Annotated in this window: 18 protein-coding genes and 2 tRNA genes; 16 read left to right on the forward strand and 4 right to left on the reverse strand. The window is 69.4% G+C overall.

Annotated features, from left to right (window positions below; genetic code table 11):
• Window positions 1–84 precede the first annotated feature (84 nt).
• On the reverse strand, window positions 85–234 hold the full coding sequence (locus tag ACODR1_RS10050) for a hypothetical protein (protein WP_158278063.1): 150 nt from the start codon (window positions 232–234) through the stop codon (window positions 85–87).
• 145 nt (window positions 235–379) lie between these two features.
• Here ACODR1_RS10050 and ACODR1_RS10055 point away from each other — a divergent pair, with 145 nt between their 5' ends.
• On the forward strand, window positions 380–1153 hold the full coding sequence (locus ACODR1_RS10055; RefSeq protein WP_488880324.1) for a methyltransferase domain-containing protein: 774 nt from the start codon (window positions 380–382) through the stop codon (window positions 1151–1153).
• A gap of 124 nt (window positions 1154–1277) precedes the next feature.
• Here ACODR1_RS10055 and ACODR1_RS10060 read toward each other — a convergent pair whose 3' ends face one another.
• A complete protein-coding gene (locus ACODR1_RS10060; RefSeq protein ID WP_488880325.1) occupies window positions 1278–3083 on the reverse strand; it encodes a patatin-like phospholipase family protein in 1806 nt (601 codons plus the stop codon).
• Between the two features lie 227 nt (window positions 3084–3310).
• Between ACODR1_RS10060 and ACODR1_RS10065 the strand changes: the two genes are divergently transcribed.
• Together ACODR1_RS10065 and ACODR1_RS10070 are read left to right on the forward strand one after the other, a co-directional pair.
• The gene (locus ACODR1_RS10065; protein WP_488880326.1) at window positions 3311–4903 is read left to right on the forward strand and encodes a carboxyl transferase domain-containing protein; all 1593 of its coding nucleotides are present in this window, start codon (window positions 3311–3313) and stop codon (window positions 4901–4903) included.
• A 63-nt stretch (window positions 4904–4966) separates the two neighbouring features.
• On the forward strand, window positions 4967–5803 hold the full coding sequence (locus tag ACODR1_RS10070) for an enoyl-CoA hydratase-related protein (protein WP_488880327.1): 837 nt from the start codon (window positions 4967–4969) through the stop codon (window positions 5801–5803).
• Window position 5804: 1 nt separating this feature from the next.
• Here the strand turns inward: ACODR1_RS10070 and ACODR1_RS10075 are convergent, their stop codons facing one another.
• A complete protein-coding gene (locus tag ACODR1_RS10075; RefSeq protein ID WP_488880328.1) occupies window positions 5805–7511 on the reverse strand; it encodes a hypothetical protein in 1707 nt (568 codons plus the stop codon).
• Window positions 7508–9208, reverse strand: a complete 1701-nt coding sequence (locus ACODR1_RS10080; protein WP_488880329.1) for an Hsp70 family protein — start codon at window positions 9206–9208, stop codon at window positions 7508–7510. Before ACODR1_RS10080 ends, ACODR1_RS10075 begins: the two co-directional genes overlap by 4 nt.
• Window positions 9209–9363: 155 nt before the next feature.
• On the opposite strand from ACODR1_RS10080, the gene hisD reads away from it, so the two are divergent.
• The 13 genes from hisD (at window position 9364) to ACODR1_RS10145 (ending at window position 17489) form a co-directional block, all read left to right on the forward strand.
• Complete coding sequence (gene hisD / locus ACODR1_RS10085) at window positions 9364–10662, forward strand: histidinol dehydrogenase (protein ID WP_488880330.1); 1299 nt, start codon at window positions 9364–9366, stop codon at window positions 10660–10662.
• A gap of 20 nt (window positions 10663–10682) precedes the next feature.
• Complete coding sequence (locus ACODR1_RS10090) at window positions 10683–11156, forward strand: UPF0262 family protein (RefSeq protein ID WP_101719480.1); 474 nt, start codon at window positions 10683–10685, stop codon at window positions 11154–11156.
• Complete coding sequence (locus ACODR1_RS10095) at window positions 11156–11617, forward strand: arsenate-mycothiol transferase ArsC (protein ID WP_488880432.1); 462 nt, start codon at window positions 11156–11158, stop codon at window positions 11615–11617. Before ACODR1_RS10090 ends, ACODR1_RS10095 begins: the two co-directional genes overlap by 1 nt.
• 98 nt (window positions 11618–11715) lie before the next feature.
• Window positions 11716–11934 carry a translation initiation factor IF-1 gene (gene infA / locus ACODR1_RS10100; RefSeq protein WP_004617696.1) on the forward strand — a complete coding sequence of 73 codons (219 nt, stop codon included), beginning with the start codon at window positions 11716–11718 and terminating at the stop codon, window positions 11932–11934.
• A 13-nt stretch (window positions 11935–11947) separates the two neighbouring features.
• Window positions 11948–12547 (forward strand): Maf family nucleotide pyrophosphatase, encoded by a 600-nt coding sequence (locus ACODR1_RS10105; protein ID WP_488880331.1) that lies wholly within the window; start codon window positions 11948–11950, stop codon window positions 12545–12547.
• On the forward strand, window positions 12544–13596 hold the full coding sequence (locus tag ACODR1_RS10110; RefSeq protein WP_488880332.1) for a ribonuclease E/G: 1053 nt from the start codon (window positions 12544–12546) through the stop codon (window positions 13594–13596). Before ACODR1_RS10105 ends, ACODR1_RS10110 begins: the two co-directional genes overlap by 4 nt.
• Window positions 13593–13763 (forward strand): DNA gyrase inhibitor YacG, encoded by a 171-nt coding sequence (yacG, locus tag ACODR1_RS10115; RefSeq protein ID WP_488880333.1) that lies wholly within the window; start codon window positions 13593–13595, stop codon window positions 13761–13763. Before ACODR1_RS10110 ends, yacG begins: the two co-directional genes overlap by 4 nt.
• A 101-nt stretch (window positions 13764–13864) precedes the next feature.
• Window positions 13865–13940: transfer RNA gene (locus tag ACODR1_RS10120), tRNA-Phe, on the forward strand.
• Window positions 13941–14597: 657 nt separating this feature from the next.
• The gene (locus ACODR1_RS10125) at window positions 14598–15506 is read left to right on the forward strand and encodes a MotA/TolQ/ExbB proton channel family protein (RefSeq protein ID WP_058347886.1); all 909 of its coding nucleotides are present in this window, start codon (window positions 14598–14600) and stop codon (window positions 15504–15506) included.
• A gap of 5 nt (window positions 15507–15511) precedes the next feature.
• Window positions 15512–15946, forward strand: coding sequence for a biopolymer transporter ExbD (locus ACODR1_RS10130; RefSeq protein ID WP_058347885.1), 435 nt, complete (start codon window positions 15512–15514; stop codon window positions 15944–15946).
• Window positions 15947–15956: 10 nt separating this feature from the next.
• Window positions 15957–16697: an energy transducer TonB gene (locus tag ACODR1_RS10135; RefSeq protein WP_488880334.1), complete on the forward strand. Its 741-nt coding sequence runs from the start codon at window positions 15957–15959 to the stop codon at window positions 16695–16697.
• A 190-nt stretch (window positions 16698–16887) separates the two neighbouring features.
• Window positions 16888–16964, forward strand: a tRNA-His gene (locus ACODR1_RS10140).
• A 327-nt stretch (window positions 16965–17291) separates the two neighbouring features.
• The gene (locus ACODR1_RS10145) at window positions 17292–17489 is read left to right on the forward strand and encodes a hypothetical protein (RefSeq protein WP_101719486.1); all 198 of its coding nucleotides are present in this window, start codon (window positions 17292–17294) and stop codon (window positions 17487–17489) included.
• Window positions 17490–17563: the final 74 nt, after the last annotated feature.

Consider the following 17563-nt stretch of genomic DNA (forward strand, 5'->3'; position numbering starts at 1 on the left):
CTTCGACGAGGAGGCGAGGGGGCAGCCCCGGTTCGCGCAAAGGGGGGACGATGCGCGATCCGGGGCCGCGCTCCTGGTGACCGGCTAGAGGGCGCGCCAGGCCAGGAGGATCAGGGTCCAGAGACCAAGGTTGAGGGCCAAGGCCGCCACGCGGGGGCCGTTCACGCGCGCGGCCAGGGCCACGGCGCGAGGGCGCTGGGCGTGGGGGGCGGCGGTAGCGGCGGTGCGGGTCACGGCGATGGTTCCTCTGGATGGCTGGGCGGCGCGGCTTGCGTCGCTCTTACCCCTCTAAGATAGGAAGCCGGCCGATGGTTTCATATGCGACAAAACCGACGCGCCCCGGCATGGTCCTGCGCGAATTGTCGCAGAGAGTCGCGCCATGCCCGCCTGGGATCCCGACGTCTATTCCCGCTACCGCGCCTATCGCGATCGGCCGGCCCTGGACCTGATGCTGAAGATCCCCCGCGACCTTGATCCGACGGAGATCTGGGACCTGGGCTGCGGCCCGGGCGAGCATGCCGCCCTGCTGGCCGCGCGGCATCCCGGGGCGGTGGTCCACGGCCTGGACTCCAGCCCGCAGATGCTGGAGCGCGCCCGGGGGCAGGGCGCGGACGTCGACTGGGTGCTGGGCGACATCGACGCGTGGCGTCCGGCCGTCGCGCCGGACCTGATCTTCACCAACGCCGCCCTTCAATGGCTGGACGGGCACGAGACGCTGTTCCCGCGTCTGCTGGAAAGCCTGGCGCCCGGCGGGGTGCTGGCCTGCCAGATCCCGCAGGTCGAGGACGCCGGCTGGCGACGCAGCCTGCGCGAGGTCGCCGGGCAGGGCCCCTGGGCCGGCAAGCTGGCGGCGCTGGACGGCGTGCGCCAGGGCCACGACCCGCGCGCCTATCACGACTGGCTCTCGCCGCTGGCCAGCGACCTCGACGTCTGGGTGACGACCTATGTCCACGCCCTGGAGGGCGAGGACCCGATCGTCGACTGGACCTCGGGCACGAGCCTGCGGCCGTATCTGGAGCGGCTGGAGCCGGGCGAGGAGACGGCGGCGTTCCTGGCGGCGTGGCGAGAGCGGCTGGCGGCGGATTATCCGCGGCGAGCGGACGGGATCACGCTGCTGCCGTTCACGCGGCTGTTCGTGGTGGCGCGGGCTTGAGGATCCTCCCCCTGGAGGGGGAGGTGGCCCGAAGGGCCGGAGGGGGAAGTTCCTGCTGTGGTCGAGGTGGTTGCTGGCTCTGAAGCCCCATCCCCCTCCGTCGGCTTCGCCGACACCTCCCCCTTCAGGGGGAGGATCCGTCCATCTCCGCCAGGCTCTTCCTGCGCCGAAGCTGCGTCACCGGAACCTCCAGGCTGTCCAGGGCCAGGGCCGCCGCCTCGAAGCCCGCCGCCACGGCCGGTTCGAAGGCCCTCCAGTCGCGGATGTCGACGCCTTCCAGCTTGGGCGTGATCAGCACGTCGCTGGCCTCGCGGCTGGCGGCGAGGTCGCGGCCGGTGGAGACGGTGGCCGCGCGCATCAAGAGGGCGACGATCGGCGGGCCCTTGCGCCATTCGCCCGAGACCAGCCAGCGCCAGAACGAGGGCGGCGTGACGATGTCGTCGGCGGTGATGCTGCGGCCGCGGGTGACGTCGACGCCGATGATCGGTCCCAGCTGGAAGGCGCGCATGACGTCGGCGGGGAAGTTCTTCATCACCGCCCCGTCGACCAGCACCGCCTCGCCGTCGGCCACCGGCGGCAGCACGCCCGGCAGCGCGATCGAGGCCCGCAGCGCCTGGTGCAGCGGTCCGGTGCGGTGCAGGTGATAGGCGCCCGAGGTCAGGTTCGACGACACGCAGAAGAACGGCAGCCACAGGTCGGCGATGTCGATGTCGCCGAAATGCTCGTGCAGGCGGTCCTTGACCTTCTCGCCCCGGGTCATGGCGATCAGCGGGAAGGCGATGTCGTCCAGCGGGCTGGAGTCCACGAAGGCCTTGCGGATCCGGGTCTCCATCTCGCCGTCGTCCCAGCCCATGGCCAGGCCCGCCGCGACGATGGCCCCCATCGAGGCCCCGCCGACGAAGTCGATGGGCACGCCGCGCTCGCGCAGGGCCTGGACGGCCCCGACATGGGCGTAGGCCCGCGCGCCGCCGCCGGAGAGGACGAGGCCCACCGATTGGCCGGTGAGCACCCGGGCCAGCCGCTCTACGTCGGCCAGGCCGTTCTCGCGCAGATGGAACAGGCGGGCGGCGTCGGTGGCCTCCAGCCAGGCCTGCGAGCCCTGCGGCCGCTTGGCGCCGGGCGGCTGGATCAGGATCAGGTCGATCAGCCGCTGGGCCTGCAAGGGGCGCGAAGCGTAGGTCGGCAGCTCCACCGGCGGGCGGTGGTCGCCGCGACCGACGCGGAACAGCCGGTCGACCTGGCGTCCGACTACGTGCTTCCAGGCGGTCTCGCCCATCTCGGCGACGTACAGCACGAAGTCGTGGGTGCGCTCGACGCGGCTGAACCACTCGGTGGGGGCCAAGAGGCTCTCGCCGCCCTCGACGGTGACGGCGTAGCCCAGCGAGGCGATGCAGCGGGCGATGCGCTCGACGATCGGGCGGATCGGCGGCCCGTCGCTGGCGGCGATGAAGCCGTAGACCGAAGGATCGCCGATCGAGGCGTGGGCCCCGGCCTGGCGGGCGCGGCGGATCATCAGGCGCGACAGCTCGATCATCACGTCGGGGTCCTGCTCGACCGCCTCGAAGAAGGCCGTGCGGGGCAGGGCCAGGACCTCCGAGTCGCGCAGGGCGACCATGTGGGCCGAGTGCGGGGCGCCGGCGATCATCGCCATCTCGCCGGCCGGCTCGCCCGGGCGGATCACGCCGAGGAACTGCGGCTCCTGGCCTTCTTCGCGCCTGAAGGCTCCAAGGCGGCCGGTGCGCAGGAAGTAGAGGTGGTCGGAGGCCTCGCCCGGCGCATAGAGCAGGGAGCCGCCGGGCAGGGAGAACCAGGCGGCGTCGCCCTCGCGCCCTTCGCGCGCGAACAGCCGGGCCAGGGCCGAGTCGGCCATGAAGTCGGGTAGGGTGACCACGAGACGGACGCTAGAGCTAGTTCGCGTCGGATGGAACATCCCGAAGAGCGCGACATCGGGCGTACTGAACGAAAACCTCGTCCTTCGACACGCTCAGGATGAGGTTTTTCCGACGCTCGGGCTTGTAAGATGCGCGGGCTTGTAAATGGTCCTCATCCTGAGCTCGTCGAAGGACGGGGACCACGCACCGGGGGCGACGCCAGTCATGCTGGGAAGGTCGAATATCGCCGCTTTCGGTGTGAAACGGAAAAGGCTATGCCTCGCTTATGCCGAAGCTGAACACGCTTATTGACAAGAACAGCGCTTCGTTCGCGAAAAACGCTGCCCACAACACGGCCCTGGTGGAGGAACTGCGCGAAAGGGTCGCGACCGCGGCCCTGGGCGGCTCGGAGAGCGCCCGCAGCAAGCACGCCGCCCGGGGCAAGCTCTTGCCTCGAGAGCGCGTGGAGCGCTTGCTCGACCCGGGCTCGCCGTTCCTGGAGATGGGCCAGCTGGCCGCCTTCGACCTCTACAAGGGCGAGGCGCCGGGCGCGGGCATCATCGTCGGCATCGGCCGGGTGTCGGGCCGCGAGGTGATGATCGTCGCCAACGACGCCACGGTGAAGGGCGGCGCCTATTTCCCGATGACGGTGAAGAAGCACCTGCGCGCCCAGGAGATCGCCGAGCAGAACCGCCTGCCGTGCGTCTATCTGGTCGACAGCGGCGGCGCGAACCTGCCCCATCAGGCCGAGGTGTTCCCCGACCGCGACCACTTCGGCCGCATCTTCTTCAACCAGGCGCGGATGAGCGCCCGGGGCATCGCCCAGATCGCCTGCGTCATGGGCTCGTGCACGGCCGGCGGCGCATACGTGCCGGCGATGAGCGACGAGACCGTCATCGTGCGCGAGCAGGGCACCATCTTCCTGGCCGGCCCGCCGCTGGTGAAGGCCGCCACCGGCGAGGTCATCTCGGCCGAGGAGCTGGGCGGGGCCGACACCCACGGCCGTCGCTCGGGCGTGGTCGACCATGTGGCCGATGACGACGAGCATGCGCTGGAGATCGTCCGCTCGATCGTCGCCAACCTCAATGCCGAGAAGCGGCACGAGGCGGTGATCGCCGACGCCGAACTGCCGCTTTATGACCCGGAAGAGATCTACGGCGTCGTGCCGACCGACGTGCGCGCGCCCTACGACGTGCGCGAGGTGATCGCCCGCATCGTCGACGGCTCCAAGTTCGACGAGTTCAAGGCGCTGTACGGCACGACCCTGGTCTGCGGCTTTGCCCGCATCTGGGGCCAGCCGGTGGCGATCCTGGCCAACAACGGCGTGCTGTTTTCCGAAAGCGCGCTGAAGGGCGCGCACTTCATCGAGCTGGCCTGCAAGCGCAAGATTCCGCTGGTGTTCCTGCAGAACATCTCGGGCTTCATGGTCGGCGGCAAGTACGAGGCCGGCGGCATCGCCAAGGACGGGGCCAAGCTGGTGACGGCGGTGGCGAGCGCGGAAGTGCCGAAGTTCACGGTGCTGATCGGCGGCAGCTTCGGGGCCGGCAACTACGGCATGTGCGGCCGGGCCTACAGCCCGCGCTTCCTGTTCACCTGGCCCAATTCGCGGATCTCGGTGATGGGCGGCGAGCAGGCCGCCAGCGTGCTGGCCACGGTGCACCGCGATGCGGCGACCTGGAGCGAAGAGGAGGCCGAGGCCTTCAAGGCGCCGATCCGCCAGCGCTACGAGGACGAGGGCAACCCGTACCACGCCACCTCGCGGCTGTGGGACGACGGGATCATTGATCCGGCTCAAACCCGGGACGTGCTGGGCCTGGCCATATCGGCCAGCCTGAACGCGCCGATTCCGGAGACGACGTTCGGCGTCTTCAGGATGTGACGGTTCAAGCGGAACCTCGGCTTTGGGCGTACGATTAGACTTCCGACTAGAAGGAGCGTGCTCATGACCAACCCCATCGCCGACCCGATCGTCGAGGTGCCGGACACCGACGCCATGAGCCCGCTGGTCCACATGGACTCCACGCCCGAAGGGGCGGTGACGGTGTGGATCAACCGGCCCGAGAAGAAGAACGCCTTCGACGGCGAGACCATCGCCGCTTTGGCTCAAGCGTTCGAGACCCTGCACGGGGCCGAGGGCGTGCGGATCGTGTTCCTGCGCGGCGTGGGCGGCACGTTCTGCGCCGGCGCGGACCTGGAATGGATGGCCGCCGCCGCCGAGTGGGACGAGGACGACAACCGCGCCGACGCCCTGGAGCTGGCGCGGATGCTCAAGGCCCTGCACGACATCCCGGCCCTGACCGTGGCCCTGGTCGAGGGCGCGGCCTTCGGCGGCGGCGCCGGCCTGGTGGCCGCCTGCGACCATGCGCTGGCGACGGCGGATGCGAAGTTCGCCTTCTCGGAGGTGAAGCTGGGCCTGACCCCGGCCACCATCAGCCCCTACGTCATCGCCGCCCTGGGGCCGCGCACCTCCAAGCTCCTGTTCGCCACCGGCCGGGTGTTCGACGCCGACGCGGCCTGGAGCTATGGCCTGGTCGACGAGGTGTTCGACGACGTCGAGGGCCTGGTGGCCGCCCAGGACGCGCTGATCGAGGAGGTCGTGGTCTGCGCCCCCGGCGCGATCGGCGACGCCAAGGCGCTGGTCAACGACTTCGCCTTCGAGAAGATCGATCGCGGCCTGATCGACGACAGCGCCCGCCGCATCGCCCGCCGCCGGGTCTCCGACGAGGGCCAGGAGGGCGTGCGGGCGTTCCTGGCCAAGCGCAAGCCCAGCTGGATCTAGGTCACGCCTCGTCCGGGTCGCGCGACGCGATCAGCGACATGACCAGGCCGATCAGCACGCCGGCCAGCATCCAGGCGGCGCTGGTCAGGAACCAGGATTCCGGGCCGATATCGACGGCGCGACCGCCCCAGAACAGGGCGATCATGATGTAGTAGCGCGCCTGGAGGAACGGGCCGCCGACCATGGTCACGGCGGGCCGGTGGGCGATCGCCACGGCAAGGATCAGCGAGACGCACAGAGGTCGCCACGGACGCATCTCGTCCGGGGCGACCAGCGCCTTGAAGACCATGAAGCCGAGCCCCAAGGCGGCGACGATCAGCGCCAGCGTGGCCACGAGGCGAACCGGCGGCTTGAGGTCCAGGTGCCAGACCTGGGCCGGATACACCCCCGAAAGCAGGTCGACGACGATGGCGACCACCAGGGCCACGAGCATCGGCGACTTCACGGCGTCGGGGCTGAAGGCCAGCAACGTGGCGACCCAGGCGATCGGCACGATCTGCACCAGCAACTTGTGCTGGATCGCCCCCTCCGCCGACTCGGGCAGGGTCACGGCCGTCCAGAGGAGCAGCGGCGCGCAGAGGGCGGCCGCGAGACCCGCGCCAAGCAGGCCGTCGGGCAACAGGGCCGAGAGGGCCAGGATCACCAGGCTGGCCGGAACCCAGCCCAGCCGCTCCCACGATCCGGCGCGCCAGGCGCGATGCGTCTCCCAGGCGGTCTTGAGGCGACGGTAACCGAAGAAATAGGCCAGCAGCACGCCGACCACGGCCAACGGCGGAACAACCGAGGCGGCGGCGAGGGCGAGCGGTCCGCGATCGATCAGCAGGCCTGCGATCGGCCCCGCCAGCGCCGCGACGGCGACGGCGGCGCCCATGGCCGGGGTCGGGCGGGGACGGCCGTAGTAGTCGCGCCAGGCGGCGACCGTCTCGGCGTTGAAATCGGCCATCAGCGCGCCGTTGTCATCGCCGATGCGCGCCAGGATGTCCTTCATGGCCCGGTCGTAGCCCGGGTCGAGGCGCGACAGCCACGACAGCTTGCCGGTCGGCGGGCCCCGCAGCAGCTCGATCGCCTTGGCGCCATAGTCGTCGAACTTGAGCATGTGGTCGCGACTTTTGACGAAGTCTGCACGCTCGATGATCGCCTGGGCCGTCGGCGTGGGCCAGAATTGCAGGTCGTTGCGCTGCCAGCGGAAGGCCTCGATCGCCTGGAACAGCAGCGGATCCGACCGCGGAGCGGTTTCCAGCAGCAGGCTCGCCACCTGGTCTTCGGTCGTGGCGGCCACCGCTAGCTCTTCCAGCGCCTCGGCGTTGAGGACGGCGTGAAGCGCAGCTTCCAGCTCGCCGGCCGGTGGGCGCTCGACGCCGCGGAGCATCATTTCCAGGCGCTCGAAACGGGTCTCCAGCTCCTGCTTCTCGGGCGAAGGAGGCGCAAGCATCGTCGGGGCGACATCCGCCACCGCCACCGCCGCCGGCGCGGCGCGAACGAGCAGGTCGCCGTCGTCGCCTCCGGTCTCGCCGTCTTCGTCCTCCTCCCACATCCAGTCCCAGTCGATCCGCGCCACCGCCTCGTCGTGGGCTTCGCGCAGGCGCATGAAGCCCTCGGCGTCGTCCTCGGGATTGGTGACGCGCAGTTTGCGGGCATAGGCGCGGCGGATGGTGTCGCGGTCGCGGGTGGGCTCGATGCCGAGCACGTCCCAGATGTCTTGGCTCACAGGAAGCTCTCGCCCTCGAGTTCATCCAGGGCGGCCAGCAACTGCTGGCGCGCGGCGTCGATCTGGCGCGGGTCCTGGCCGTCGAGCACGCCCTCGAACTGCGACAGCAGCATGCCGACATGCTCGCGCACGTCGCCCAGGAACAGCTCGTAGCAGCGCTGGGCGCGGGCCATGGCGGCGCGGTTGGCGTCGGCGTCGCGCGGATTGACCTTCAGCGCGGCCAGCGCGGCGCGGCGGGCCTCCAGGTCGGGGGCGTTGCGGTCGTCTTCGTCGACGATCACCAGCTGCCGGCGCTCGTTGGTCTGGGGCACCAGGACATCGATCTCGATCAGGCCGTTGACGTCGTAGCTGAAGCGGCATTCCAGCGAGATCTCGCCGGCCTTGGCGGGCGGGACGGGGATCTCGACCTCGCCCAGGCGGACGTTCTCGGAGACCATCCGGGCCTCGCCCTGATAGATGCCGAACAGCACCTTGCGCTGGCCGTTCTGCATGGTGCTGAAGATCTTCGAGCGGCTGGCCGGCACCACCGTGTTGCGCTCGATGACCGGCGAGAAGAGGCCGGTGCGCAGCACCCCGCCAGGCCCCTGCTCGGCCACGTCGACACCCAGGGAATAGGGGCAGACGTCGGTCATCACGACGTCCTTCAGCGCGGCGTCGCGGCTCTTCAGGCCCGCCTGGATGGCCGCGCCCATCACCACGGCCTCGTCGGGGTGGACGGCGGTGGAGGGGAAGCGGCCGAACATGCGGGTGACCGAGCGGCGCACGACGGGCATGCGCGTGGCGCCGCCGACCAGGATGATCTCCTTCAGCTCGTCCGGCCGCAGGCCGCCGTCGCGCAGGGCGCGGGTGACCGGCTCCTTCAGCTTGGCCAGAAGCGGCGCCGCGGCGGCCTCGAAGTCCTCGGCGGCGACTTCCAGCCTGTAGGCCTGGTCCTTCCAGGTGACCGCCATTTCGGCGCGGTCGGCGGTGGTCAGGGCGCGGCGGGCCTTTTCTGCGGCCGCCTGCAGGCGGGTGGTGAGGGCCTCGTTCGCCGCGTCGGCCGACAGCGCCTCGCGATGCTCGGCCCGCATGCGGTCGACCAGCACCTTGTTGAAGTCCTCGCCGCCCAGCCGGTTGTCGCCGGTGGAAGAGCGCACCTCGATGACCCCCTCGAAGATCTCGAGCACGGAGACGTCGAAGGTGCCGCCGCCCAGGTCGAACACGAGAAAGCGGGTCTCGTCGGCCAGTTCGTGGATGCCGTAGGCGAGGGCGGCTGCGGTGGGCTCGTTGAGCAGGCGCTCGACCTTCAGCCCGGCCAGTTCGCCCGCCCGGCGGGTGGCCTTGCGCTGCTTGTCGTTGAAATAGGCCGGCACGGTGATGACGGCTTCGCGCACCGGCTCGCCCAGATAGGCCTCGGCGTCGGCCTTCAGGCGCGCCAGCACCAGGGCCGACAGCTCCTCGGGGCTGTAGGACTTGTCGCCCAGCCGCGTGGCGCGGGTCGTGCCCATGTAGCGCTTGAAGGTCGTGGCGGTCAGGTGCGGGTGGGTCGAGCGCCGCTCTCGCGCGGCCAGGCCGACCAGCAGCGCGCCTTCGTCGTCGAGCCCCACCGCCGAAGGGGTGAGCACCGCCCCCAGGCTGTTGGGTACGAGCTCGACCTTGCCGTCCCGCCAGACGCCCACGGCGCTGTTGGTGGTTCCCAGATCGATGCCGATGATCACGCGACGCTCCCCCGTACGCAAACTCAAGCTTGGGTTTAGACGGCCGCGTCGCTGGAACCAAGGGGCGTCTTGTGTGGGCGCGATCGCCAGCAGGACTGGCGGCGGCGTGGGGATTTCTCCCTTGCTCCCGCCGCAAAAACGCGCATCTAGGCCCCATGCGCCGGTTCGACTTTTCCAGCCCCGACTTCGCCCAGGCCTTCAAGGCCTTCCTCGACGAGCGCCGCGGTTCGCCCGCCGACGTCGACGCCGCGGCCGCCGATGTGCTGGAGGCCGTGCGACACGGCGGTCTCGACGCCGTGCTCGACTATACCCGCCGCTTCGACAAGGTGGAGCTGACGCCGCAGACCGTGCGCGTCACCGCCGAAGAAATCGAGGCCGGCGCCGCCGAGTGCTCGCAGGAAGTTCGCGAGGCCATCGCCTTCGCCGCGGGGCGCATCCGCGCCTATCACAGCCGCCAGCGTCCGGCCGACCAGGCCTGGACCGACGAGGCTGGGGTCGAGCTCGGCTGGCGCTGGACGCCGCTGGAGGCCGTGGGCGTCTACGTGCCCGGCGGTCGCGCGGCCTATCCCTCGACCGTGCTGATGAACGCCGTGCCGGCCCAGGTGGCGGGCGTCGACCGCATCGCCATGGTCACCCCGCCCGGCAAGCTGCAGCCGGCCGTGCTGGCCGCCGCGAAAGAGGCCGGCGTGACCGAGATCTGGCGCATCGGCGGGGCCCAGGCCGTCGCCGCGCTCGCCTACGGGGCAGGTCCGATCCAGCCCGTCGACAAGATCGTCGGGCCCGGCAACGCCTATGTCACCGCCGCCAAGCGTCGTCTCTACGGCGTGGTCGGCATCGACGCCCTGGCCGGTCCGTCGGAGATCGTCGTGGTCGCCGACGCGCAGAACAATCCCGACTGGATCGCTGCGGACCTCTTGAGCCAGGCCGAGCACGACCCGGCCGCCCAGTCGATCCTGATCACCGACGACACCGACTTCGCCGCCGCCGTCGAGGCCGCCGTGGCCGAGCGCCTGAAGACCCTGTCGACCGGCGAGGACGCCGCCGCCTCGTGGCGCGACCACGGCGCGGTGATTATCGCCCCGCTGGACGAGAGCCCCGCCCTGGTCGACGCCATCGCCCCCGAGCACGTCGAGTTCGCCATGGAGAACCCCGAACGGCTGTCGGACCGGGTGCGCCACGCCGGCGCGATCTTCCTGGGCCGCCTGACGCCGGAAGCCATCGGCGACTACGTGGCCGGTTCCAACCACGTGCTGCCCACCAGCCGCGCGGCGCGCTTCCAGTCGGGGCTGTCGATCTACGACTTCATCAAGCGCACCTCGATCGTGAAGTGCGATGCGGCCTCGTTCGGGATCCTGGGACCGCACACGGCGGCGCTGGCGCAGGCCGAGGGCTTGCCGGCCCACGCCTTGTCGGCGTCCATCCGCCTTCCTGACCGGTTGCCTTCGAAGGGCTGACAGGCAAATCTCGCCATCCGATGTCAGACACGCCCAAGCACTTCCTGAAGACGATCGCCATCGACGAGGATTCGCTGGCCGCGGCCTCGCGCGACCAGGAGCAGGAGCGCCAGGTCGCGATCTTCGACCTGCTCGACGAGAACTATTTCGAGCCGGCCGAGGCGCAGGGCGGTCCCTATGACCTGAAGCTGTCGCTGATCGAGAACCGCCTGGCGCTCGATATCGCCGGCGGCGGCTACGAGAAGCGGCACTTGTTGTCGCTGTCGCCGTTCCGCGGGGTGATCCGCGACTACTTCATGATCTGCGACAGCTACTACCAGGCGATCCGCAACTCGACGCCGCAGCAGATCGAGGCCTTGGACATGGGCCGTCGCGGCCTGCACAACGAGGGCTCGGCCCTGCTGCGCGAGCGGCTGGACGGCAAGGTGAAGACCGATCTCGACACGGCCCGGCGTCTGTTCACCCTGATCTGCGCGTTGCACTGGCGGGGCTGATCGTGGTCGATCTGCCCGATGCGGTGCTGTTCACCTGCAACTACAACCGCGTGCGCTCGCCGATGGCCGAAGCGCTGTTCAAGCGCTTCTATGGCACCCGGGCCTATGTCGACTCGTGCGGCCTGAAGCCCGATCCGGCCGGGGAGGGGATCGATCCCTTCGTGGTGGCGGTGATGGACGAGATGGGCGTCGACGTCGCGACCCACCGGCCCAAGACCTTCGACGAGCTGGAGGACGACAGCTTCGACGTCGTCGTCTCGCTGACGCCCGAGGCCCAGCACCGGGCGGTGGAGCTGTCGCGCGACCGCGCCGTCGAGATCGAATACTGGCCGACCCACGATCCGACCCTGGTGAACGACGGCTCGCGCGACGCGATGCTGGCGGCCTATCGCGAGGTTCGCGACGCGCTTTCGGCCGCGATCCGCTCGCGTTTCGGGACACCATCGACGTTTGGGGGGTGAATGCGCTATAAGCCCCGCCTCGCAGCCGCGGCTCGCGTCACGACTCGTTTCCGGGTCGCGCGGGCCGCGTTGCTATTGAACCCCTGTTGAGAGGCCTGATGGCTAAGGAAGAACTGCTCGAGTTTCCCGGCACGGTCAGCGAACTGCTGCCCAACGCCACCTTCCGCGTGAAGCTCGAGAACGATCACGAGATCATCGCCCACACCGCCGGCAAGATGCGCAAGAACCGCATCCGCGTGCTGGCCGGCGACAAGGTGCTCGTGGAAATGACGCCCTACGACCTGACCAAGGGCCGTATCACCTACCGCTTCAAGTAAGCCGGGTGCGCACATGACGGTCGCCCAGCCTTCGCTGGTCCTGGCCAGTGCGAGCCCCCGGCGCTTGGACCTGTTGGCCCAGGTCGGCGTAACGCCCGACCGGGTCGATCCCGCCGACATCGACGAGTCGCCGCTGCGCGACGAGGCCCCGCGCCGCCATGCCCTGCGCCTGGCGCAGGAGAAGGCGCGCGCCGTGGCCGCGCGCTCGCCGGGCGATTTCGTGCTCGCCGCCGACACCGTGGTGGCCGTCGGTCGCCGCATCCTGCCCAAGGCCGAGACGGAAGCCGACGTCCGCCATTGCCTGAAGCTCTTGACCGGCCGCGCCCACAAGGTGCTGACGGGCGTGGCGCTGGTCGGGCCGGACGGGTCGATCAGCTCGCGCGTCATCGAGACCCGGGTGGTGTTCAAGCGCCTGTCGGACGCCGAATTCGAATCCTACGTCGCCGGCGGCGAGTGGCGCGGCAAGGCCGGCGGCTATGGCGTGCAGGGCGTGGCCGGCGGCTTCATCGTCGACCTGCAGGGCTCCTATCCCAGCGTGGTCGGCCTGCCGCTTTACGAGACCCTGTGCATGCTGGACGGCAAGGGCTGGACCCGTCGCGAGGCCGCCGCATGAGCGAGCGTCGCGCCTATCTCTACAAGGGCGTCGGCGAGACCGTCGGCGTCGTCACCCTGGACGGCCGGCCCGAGCGCCTGATCGTGCAGTGGCCGGGCGACGACGTCCTGGACGCCGAGGGCGTGCGCGGCGTGGCCCGGGTGAAGTCCATCGAGCGCGCCTTCGGGGCGGCCTTCGTGGCCCTGCCGGGCGGCGGCGACGTGCTGCTGCCGATCAAGCCCGACATGCCCAAGCTGGTGCAGGGCGGCCTGGTCGAGATCGAGATCCGCACCGCCTCGCGCGCCGACAAGGCCGCCGTGGCCCGCTTCATCGGGGAAGGGCCCGTGGGGGAGGGCGCCGAGCCGCGCGTGCTGGCCGCCGCCCCGACGCTCGAGGAGCACCTACGTCACCATGTGAAGGCCGGCTCGCCGACCACGGGCGAGCGCGCCCTGGAGGCGGTGGAAGCCGCCGAGGCCGATATTCTCGAAACCGTCTTCTCCCTTCCTGGAGGCGGCGACGTCGCCATCGAGACGACCCGCGCCCTGACCTCGGTCGATGTCGATCTGGGCGGCCGGGACGGCGACGCCAAGCGCGCCGCCCGCCAGGCCAACATGGCCGCGATCGCCGTCTCGGCCCGGGTGCTGCGCCTGAAGGGTCTGGGCGGCCTCGTGGTGTTCGACCTGGTGGGACGCGGTCACGACGGCCAGGCCCTGACCGTGGCGGCCCGCAACGCCTTCGCGCCCGACAATCCGGGCGTGGCCATCGGGGCGATCAGCAAGTTCGGGGCGCTGGAGATGGCCCTGCCGCGCCGCGCCCGGCCGGTCATGGAGCGTCTGGTCGACGCCAAGGGCGGCTGGACCGCGGCCTACGCCGCCCGTCGCCTGGCCCGGGCCTTGGAGCGGGAAGGGCGGGCCGATCCCGGCGGTCGCCTGGCCGCCCGCTGCGCCCCGGCCGTGCTGGAGGCCTTCGCCGAGCTCGACGCCGGCCTGGCCGAGCGCCTGGGCCGCCGTTTCACCGTTTCGGCCGAGCCCGGCTGGAGCAACGACCGTATCGAGGTGTCCGCGGCATGAGCAGCCCCTGCCCAATCTGCGGCAAGCCGGCCCAGGAGGCCACGCGGCCGTTCTGCTCCAAGCGCTGCGCGGACGTCGACCTGCAGCGCTGGCTGTCGGATCGCTACGTCGTGCCGGGCGGCCAGGACGACGAGGAAAACCCTCCATCCACAGACTTCGACAATTAGTCGAAAAGGGCGCTGGACAAGCCCTGCAGGCTCTCTTATAGACCCCCTCCTCGCCGCCGGGCGAGGCCAGAAGCGGCCTTCACCGCTTCGAAGGCCCAAGGGCCTGGGTAGCTCAGTTGGTAGAGCAGCGGATTGAAAATCCGCGTGTCGCTGGTTCGATTCCGGCCCCAGGCACCACCTTCCTTTCATGCTGTTTCAGGTCCACGCCGCGACGAGCGGTCGCCTTCTCGTGTCGCCATCTCGACGGGGAGGGCCTTCAGTCGAGCTTGCCGGCGAGCTTACCGGTAAGTCGGCGGGGCGACGGATTCTTGTCCGATGAGGACAATTGCGTGCGGGCGCAGAGATTCTGAGGCGCCTCGTTTCAGGGACATCTGACCACCTCGCGCGCACTCGGCGGAAGATCGCTGTTTTGTCGGCATGCTGCGCTGCGGCGCCAATATTCCCTTTGATAGGGAAAAACCGCCTCGAATTCCTGATTTCCCATTTGTGCAGTGCAGCAAAGGGCGTTTGTCGGGGGTGACTGTCGTAAATTTATGCCCAAGCGGCCCCCTTGACGGTGCGAAAAGGGGTTGCCAAAGGACCCATGCCGCAATTCTAACATTGCGGTAAGGCCTGGGCTTCGAGAGGAGCTCCGGTCACTCGCGCTTCGAAACGATCCTTCACGGCGGGCATGAGCCTTCCGCGGCGGGCGTAACGGGTCGAGCGCAGCGAAGCGGGTTCGCCCACCTTCCGAGAGATCGGATGGGAAAGCGGGCTTTTCAAGTTAGGGTGGAGACGCTCTCGCGCGACGACCCTCGGTCCAAACGTGCTAGACCAATCAGGAACTGGCGACAGATGCTCGACATTAAACGGAAGACCCCCCTCATCGCTCTCGTCGGCGCCATGGCGCTGATGGCGAGCGCCCCGGCCTTCGCTCAGGACGCCGCCGCTCCCGCGCCGGCCACCACCGAAGCCGCCGCTCCGGCCGCCACCCCGGCTGCTGAAACCCCGGCCCCGGCCGCTGACGCCGCTCCCGCCGAGGACGCCGGTGAAGCCGCCACCGAAAAGATGAAGTCGCACTCGCTGACCCCGGTCGGCATGTTCCTGGCCGCCGGCATCGTCGTTAAGGTCGTGATGATCGGCCTGATCCTGGCCTCGATCTTCTCGTGGGTTCTGCTCATCACGAAGCTCCTCGAGTTCGCCAGCCTGAACAAGCAGACCGACCAGTTCCTGGAAGCCTTCCGCGGCGCCCGTTCGATCTCGGACATCGCCCGCATCGGCTCGTCGGAAGAATTCGAAGGCAACCCGCTGGCCGACATGGCCGCCGCGGCCGCCCAAGAAGTCGAACTGTCGCGTCAAGCCGGCCTGCAAGTCGGCGGCGAGCACCGCGACTCGACCCTGGCCCGCGCCACCTACGCCATCAACGCCGTGCAAGCCTCGCTCGCCAAGCGTCTGTCGGGCGGCATGGTGTTCCTCGCCTCGGTCGGTTCGGGTGGTCCGTTCATCGGTCTGTTCGGCACCGTCTACGGCATCATGACCTCGTTCATCAGCATCGCGAACACCAACACGACCAACCTCGCCGTCGTGGCCCCGGGTATCGCTGAAGCCCTGCTCGCCACCGGTATCGGTCTGTTCGCCGCTATCCCGGCCGTTATCTTCTACAACTACTTCCAAACCCGCATCTCGGCTTTCGGCACCCGCTCGGAAGGCTTCGTTGCTGAACTGATGAACGCTATCTCGCGTCAGCTCGACAAGGGGGCGTAAGACCGATGGCCGCCAAACTTTCGGGCGGCGGCGGCGACAGGTTCAACGTCGAACAGAACAGCGAGATCAACGTCACGCCCTTCGTGGACGTCATGCTGGTCCTCCTGATCATCTTCATGGTGGCGGCCCCGCTGGCCTCCGTGTCGATCGAAGTGAACCTGCCGCCGGCGGTAGCGAAAGCATCGCCTAACCCGCCGAAACCGGTCTACATCTCCATCAAGTCAAACGGTCAGCTGTACATCGGCGACGATCGCACTTCGATTGACACGATGGGTGAGGACCTGACGAAGAACATCGGCAGACGCGACCCTTCGAAGGAGCGCATCTTCATCCGTGCTGACGAAAAGACGCGCTACGGCTCGTTCATGGAGGTGATGAACACCCTCCAGGACAATGGGTTCTACAGCGTGGCTCTCGTGGGCCGTGATGAGAACAGCTGAGGGGTGATGCATGGCTGAACAACAAACGCCCGAGCATCGCCACTACGATCCGCTGACTTCGGAAGGCCCGCGCCGGAAGAAGGGCATCGGCACCTTCGGCGTCGCGACGATCATCGTGATCGGCCTGCACGCGGCTCTCTTCGCCTACCTGGCGAAGCAGAAGTTCGAAGCAGTGCTGAAGGAGTATAGCGACGAAGCCGTGGACGTGGAGCTGCCTCCGCCTCCGCCGCCTCCGCCGCCGCCTCCTCCGCCGCCGCCGCCGCCGCCGACCAACGCTCCGCCCCCGCCTCCCGCGGTGGTGCAGCCGAGGCCGCCGATCGCGCCGCCGCCGGACGTGACGCCGCCGCCGCCGCTTCCGATCCCGCCCGTCAAGGAGCGGGTCGAGCAGACGGCGCCGCCGATCATCTCGTCGGCTCCGCCGGCGCCGGTGACGGCTCCGCCGGCCCGCGCTTCGGTCGTGACGCGTCCTGACTGGGCTCGTCGCCCGAGCCCGGACGACATGGCCCGGTACTATCCGGACCGTGCGCAGCGGATGGAAGTCGGTGGTCGTGCGACGATCCGTTGCACGGTGAACGCCAAGGGTTCGCTCGAAGGCTGCTCGGTCGTGTCGGAATCTCCGGCCGACTACGGTTTCGGCGACGCGGCCCTGAAGCTGTCGCGCCTCTTCCGCATGAAGCCGAAGACCCTCGACGGGGCTCCGGTGGACGGCGGCGAGATCACGGTGCCGATCACCTTCCAGGTCCCGCAATAGCGACCGACCTGGGACGATCCCAAGAAGACGCCTCGGAACTCCGGTTCCGGGGCGTTTTTCTTTGCCTGCAACGCCGGGCGAAGGCGCGGCGGCATCAAGGCCTGTTCGAGGCGTGAAAATTTCCCCGCTGGACGCCTTTTCGCCGCTTGATCCCGGGGGCGGGTCCGACTAAGAACACGCCTCTCGCGGAGCCGCCTTAGCTCAGTTGGTTAGAGCGCTAGATTGTGGATCTAGAGGTCCTCGGTTCGAGCCCGAGAGGTGGTACCACGAGACGATGAACAGGCCCGGCGGCGACGCCGGGCTTTTTCTTTTTCGTCGCCCAGGCCGTCGCGTCCCGGGGTCCGCGCCATTGCGTCGCGGCGACGGACCGCCGCATGGCGAGGCCTGGCGCTCCATGGGATTTTCCCGGCGCGGGCGAGGTTCGTGGGACGGATCGTCGCGCACTTGCACGGACCATAGCCAAGTCGCGTGCAACGTGCGTACGGTGGCGTTCACGACACCGCCGCTTGAGCGGGCCCGCGCGCGTCGCGGAGCGAGATCGGGGAGGAAGCAATGGCGGACGGCGCTATGGGAATCGTTCCTACTGAAGATCAATTGGCGGCCGCCGCGCTGGACGTGGCCGGGCTGCTGGGATTCGCCGACCTGCTGCCGGCCTACGCCGCGGCGCAAGGCGGCGAGAAGCTGGATGTGCTGAACGCCATCGTGCGCGTGATCGCCGCCGACGTGCTGGGCGTCGAGCCCGGCGGCGACCGCATCGCCCCCGAGTCGGTGCTGTTCCTGGGCCAGGACTAGAGACGCGCTAGAGGCGGCGGCGCCATCGCAGGCCGACGCCTTCCTTCCCAAAGATCCATCATTCCGGCCTCGCG

Source organism: Caulobacter sp. FG7 (assembly GCF_057808875.1).

Bases quoted from the DNA above. Each gene is read 5' to 3' on its own strand.
- ACODR1_RS10110 (WP_488880332.1), top strand. From the start codon at position 12,544: ATGAGCGAGCGTCGCGCCTATCTCTACAAGGGCGTCGGCGAGACCGTC.
- ACODR1_RS10060 (WP_488880325.1), bottom strand. From the start codon at position 3,083: ATGTTCCATCCGACGCGAACTAGCTCTAGCGTCCGTCTCGTGGTCACC.
- ACODR1_RS10135 (WP_488880334.1), top strand. From the start codon at position 15,957: ATGGCTGAACAACAAACGCCCGAGCATCGCCACTACGATCCGCTGACT.
- ACODR1_RS10125 (WP_058347886.1), top strand. From the start codon at position 14,598: ATGCTCGACATTAAACGGAAGACCCCCCTCATCGCTCTCGTCGGCGCC.
- yacG (WP_488880333.1), top strand. From the start codon at position 13,593: ATGAGCAGCCCCTGCCCAATCTGCGGCAAGCCGGCCCAGGAGGCCACG.
- ACODR1_RS10130 (WP_058347885.1), top strand. From the start codon at position 15,512: ATGGCCGCCAAACTTTCGGGCGGCGGCGGCGACAGGTTCAACGTCGAA.
- ACODR1_RS10070 (WP_488880327.1), top strand. From the start codon at position 4,967: ATGACCAACCCCATCGCCGACCCGATCGTCGAGGTGCCGGACACCGAC.
- ACODR1_RS10065 (WP_488880326.1), top strand. From the start codon at position 3,311: ATGCCGAAGCTGAACACGCTTATTGACAAGAACAGCGCTTCGTTCGCG.
- ACODR1_RS10105 (WP_488880331.1), top strand. From the start codon at position 11,948: ATGACGGTCGCCCAGCCTTCGCTGGTCCTGGCCAGTGCGAGCCCCCGG.
- ACODR1_RS10055 (WP_488880324.1), top strand. From the start codon at position 380: ATGCCCGCCTGGGATCCCGACGTCTATTCCCGCTACCGCGCCTATCGC.
- ACODR1_RS10090 (WP_101719480.1), top strand. From the start codon at position 10,683: ATGTCAGACACGCCCAAGCACTTCCTGAAGACGATCGCCATCGACGAG.
- hisD (WP_488880330.1), top strand. From the start codon at position 9,364: ATGCGCCGGTTCGACTTTTCCAGCCCCGACTTCGCCCAGGCCTTCAAG.
- infA (WP_004617696.1), top strand. From the start codon at position 11,716: ATGGCTAAGGAAGAACTGCTCGAGTTTCCCGGCACGGTCAGCGAACTG.